The organism is Bradyrhizobium sp. SHOUNA76, assembly GCF_023006445.1.
GTDB lineage: Bacteria > Pseudomonadota > Alphaproteobacteria > Rhizobiales > Xanthobacteraceae > Bradyrhizobium.
Genome location: NZ_JALBHA010000556.1, coordinates 1 through 3,943 on the forward strand (window position 1 = coordinate 1; position 3,943 = coordinate 3,943).

The 3,943-nt window shown below is 66.2% G+C and carries 3 protein-coding genes and 1 pseudogene; all 4 read left to right on the plus strand.

Features of this window, described 5'->3' with window-relative positions:
• Positions 1–273: pseudogene (locus tag MOV74_RS33140) on the plus strand (thiosulfate sulfurtransferase); the annotation flags it as partial.
• A 280-nt stretch (positions 274–553) separates the two neighbouring features.
• Positions 554–1,798, plus strand: coding sequence for a phosphoglycerate dehydrogenase (serA, locus tag MOV74_RS33145; RefSeq protein ID WP_246931206.1), 1,245 nt, complete (start codon positions 554–556; stop codon positions 1,796–1,798).
• A 199-nt stretch (positions 1,799–1,997) separates the two neighbouring features.
• Complete coding sequence (locus tag MOV74_RS33150) at positions 1,998–3,017, plus strand: patatin-like phospholipase family protein (RefSeq protein ID WP_246931207.1); 1,020 nt, start codon at positions 1,998–2,000, stop codon at positions 3,015–3,017.
• Between the two features lie 3 nt (positions 3,018–3,020).
• Positions 3,021–3,943, plus strand: a 923-nt coding sequence (locus tag MOV74_RS33155) for a GntP family permease (RefSeq protein ID WP_404979209.1), incomplete at its 3' end; no start/stop codon positions are given.

Genomic DNA, 3,943 nt, shown 5'->3' on the forward strand with positions numbered 1-3,943 from the left:
CTGACCGACGACAAGGCCGTCCGCGCCGACATGACGGCGTCGTGGCTGGCGCAGATGGGCTGGGAGGTCTATGTGCTGGACGGAGGCTATGACGGCGCGCTCGAGATCGGCCCGCCGCGCGTGCTGCCCAAGCCCGATCCGGCCCACCGTTACCGTCGGCCCTATGAAGGCACCGACGTCGCGCAAGCCGCGATGCAGGCCTATCTCGATTGGGAATATGGTCTCGTCGAGCAGCTCCGCCGCGACGGCACGCATGGGTTTTATGTGATTTGACTCGAGATACCGTCACCCTGAGGTGCTCGTCTTGCGAAGCAAGGCGAGCCTCGAAGGGCGACGGCCCGGCTGCATAGGGGCCGTTCATCCTTCGAGGCTCCCGGCGCGATGCTTTGCATCGCGCCACTCGCCTCTGGATGACCGGACAGCTATTGTGAGCGCTGGTGGGATGCCAGGCTGCTCTATTACCTGCCATCTTCTCCCCGTATCCGACCCCTATTGTGCTGGGCCTCCTCCGCGGTCTAAGAGCTGCGGCAAAGCCGCCATTTCAGGAGACACCATGCCAGCCCCAGGCCAAAGCCCTGAGCGGAGCGCCAAGGCGCTGCTGCTCGAAGGCGTCAATGACAGTGCCGTGGACCTGTTCAGGAGCGCGGGCTTCACCAATGTCGAGCGGCTGACCAAGGCGCTGGACGGTGAGGATCTGCGGCGCGCCCTCAAGGGCGTGTCGCTGCTCGGCATCCGCTCGCGCACCCAGATCACCGACGAGGTGCTCGCCGCCGCCGACCAGCTGCTCGCGGTCGGCTGCTTCAGCGTCGGCACCAACCAGGTCGATCTCATGGCGGCGCGCAAGCGCGGCATTCCCGTGTTCAACGCGCCGTTCTCCAACACGCGCAGCGTCGCCGAGCTCGTGATCGGCGAGATCGTGATGCTGCTGCGGCGGATATTTCCGCGCTCGGTGTCGGCGCATGAGGGCGGATGGGACAAGTCGGCGACCGGCAGCCGCGAGGTGCGCGGCCGCACCCTCGGCATTGTCGGCTACGGCAATATCGGCTCGCAGCTCTCCACGCTGGCCGAGGCGATCGGCATGCGCGTGATCTATTTCGACCGCACCGACAAGCTCCGCCACGGCAACACCGAGCCGGTCGAGAAGCTGGAAGAGCTGCTGGCGCAGAGCGACGTCGTCAGCCTGCACGTTCCGGAGACGCCGGAGACCGCGGGCATGATCGGCGAGAGGGAACTGCGCGCGATGAAATCAGGCTCGTTCCTGATCAACAACAGCCGCGGCACCGTGGTCGATCTCGACGCGCTCGCGCGCGCCCTGCGCGACGGCCATCTCGCTGGCGCCGCCATCGACGTGTTTCCGGTCGAGCCGTCCTCGAACGCGGACCGTTTCAACAGCCCGGTGCAGGGCCTCGAGAACGTCATCCTCACGCCGCATATCGGCGGCTCCACCGAGGAGGCGCAGGAGCGCATCGGCGGCGAGGTCGCGCGCAAGCTGGTCGACTATTTCATCACGGGATCGACCATGGGCGCGGTGAATTTCCCGGAAGTGCAGCTGCATCTGCGCCCCGCCGGCGCGCGCTTCAGCCATGTCCATCGCAACGTGCCGGGCATGCTGCGGCGGCTCAACGAGGTCTTCCTCCAGCGCGACATCAACATCGCCGCGCAATATCTGGAGACCGCCGGCGATCTCGGTTACGTCGTGCTCGATGCCGATCTCGGCGGCCAGGATTCGGCGGCGCTGCTCCAGCAGATCCGCAGTCTCGATGGCACGGTCGGCGCGCGGCTGGTGTTCGAGCACTAAAGCGTTTTCGAGCGAAGTGGACTACCGGTTCGCGTTAGAATCTAGAGCCATTTCCGCTCTGATCGCATCGGAACGGAAATAGCTCTAGACCGCCCCACGTTCCGGTTGCATCTTGTGACAACTGCTCTCACACTGCGGTCGAATTCGACATGGTCAAAAATCATGTCGAATTTGAACTTCAGTTGCGTGAGTGTCCGCCATGGAACGGGACGCCGTACTGATTGATCTCGCGCTTCAGGGCGGCGGTTCGCACGGCGCCTTCGCCTGGGGTGTGCTCGACCGCCTCCTGGAAGAGAATTGGCTGGAGATCGCCGCGATCTCCGGAACCTCCGCTGGCGCGATGAATGCGGCTGTGCTGGCGGATGGCTGGACGGCCGGCGGGGCCGCGGGCGCGCGTGAGGCGCTCGAGCAATACTGGCGCCGTGTTTCGAAGGCCGCGGCCTTCAGCCTGCTCCAGCGCTCGCCGCTCGATCGCTTGATGGGGCGCTGGACCCTCGATACGTCGCCCTTTTACATTCTCACCGACCTGATGTCGCGTGTGCTGTCGCCCTACGATCTCAATCCGACCGGCTACAATCCGCTGCGCGCGGTTCTGGCCGAGAGCATCGATTTCGAACGGCTCGCGCGCTCGCCGATCCAGCTGTTCATCACTGCGACGCGGGTGCGCACCGGACGTGGCCGCATCTTCCGCAACGCGGAGATCACGGCGGACGTGCTGCTGGCATCGGCCTGCCTGCCGACCATGTTCCGCGCCATCGAGATCGAGGGCGAGCCCTATTGGGACGGCGGCTTCGCCGGCAACCCGACGATCACGCCGCTGGTTCGCGAAAGCGACGCGCACGACACCATTCTCGTCCAGATCAACCCGACCGAGCGGCTGGAGGAGCCGCGGACCGCCGCGGAGATCCTCAACCGGTTGAACGAAATCTCCTTCAACTCGCCGCTGATGAAGGAGCTGCGCATGATCGCGCTGCTGCGCCAGGCGGCCGACCCCGGCAGCGGCGAGGGCGCGCGCTGGGCGAAGATGCGGACCCATCGGATCAAGAGCGACATGCTGGCGAAGTTCGGGGCCTCCTCGAAGCTCAACGCGGAGTGGGAGTTCGTCTCGATGCTGCGCGCCGAGGGGCGCATGGCCGCGGACGCCTTTCTCCGCGAGCACGGCGCGGATATCGGCCGTCGTTCGACCGCCGATCTCGACGTCCTCCTGTCGGAGTGCTGAGACATGGGTCTCCTCGGCCTCCTCGTCGGGCTCGGTCTGCTCGTGCTGTTCGCCTTCCGCGGCTGGAGCGTCCTGCTGCTCGCGCCGTTCGCCGCACTCGTTGCCGCGCTGTTCGGCGGGGAGCCGCTGCTCGCGAACCTGACCCAGGTGTTCATGATCAACGCCGCGGGATTCCTCGCGCAGTTCTTTCCGATCTTCCTGCTTGGCGCCGTCTTCGGCAAGTTGATGGACGACAGCGGCGCGGTGATGTCGGTCGCCAGGTTCATGGCGGAGCGTCTCGGCGAGCAGCGCGTGATCCTGGCGGTCGTGCTCGCCGGCGCGCTGGTTACCTATGGCGGCGTCAGCCTGTTCGTCGCGTTCTTCGTCATCGTTCCCATGGCCCGTTCGCTGTTTCGCGCCGCTTCGATTCCGCGTCGGCTGATCCCGGCTGCGATCGTGCTGGGAACGTCGACCTTCACGATGTCGGCCTTGCCCGGGACGCCGTCGATCCAGAACGCCATCCCGATGCCGTTCTTCGGCACGACGCCGTTCGCCGCACCGGGGCTCGGCATCATTGCCTCCTTCATCATACTCGGTACGGGATTGTGGTGGCTGCACCGCGCCGAAGCAGCTGCGCGCCGCGCCGGAGAAGGCTACGGCGAAGATGTTGAGGGCGCGATCGAGCAGGCCGCCGCCGACGAGCTTTTGCGCGAGCGCGCGACGACTGCGCGCGAATTCGATCCAGCCGAGCTACAGCATGGTCAGCGCAGCGACCAGGCTTCGCCGGTGCTGAGCGCCATGGCGCCGCTGGTCGTCGTCGTGACCGTCAATCTCGTGATGTCACTGGTGGTGCTGCCGCGGCTCGACGTCAGCTATCTCGCCGAGCAACGCTTCGGCGCCACGTCGCTCGCGGCCGTTGCCGGCGTGTGGTCGGTCGTGGTCGCGCT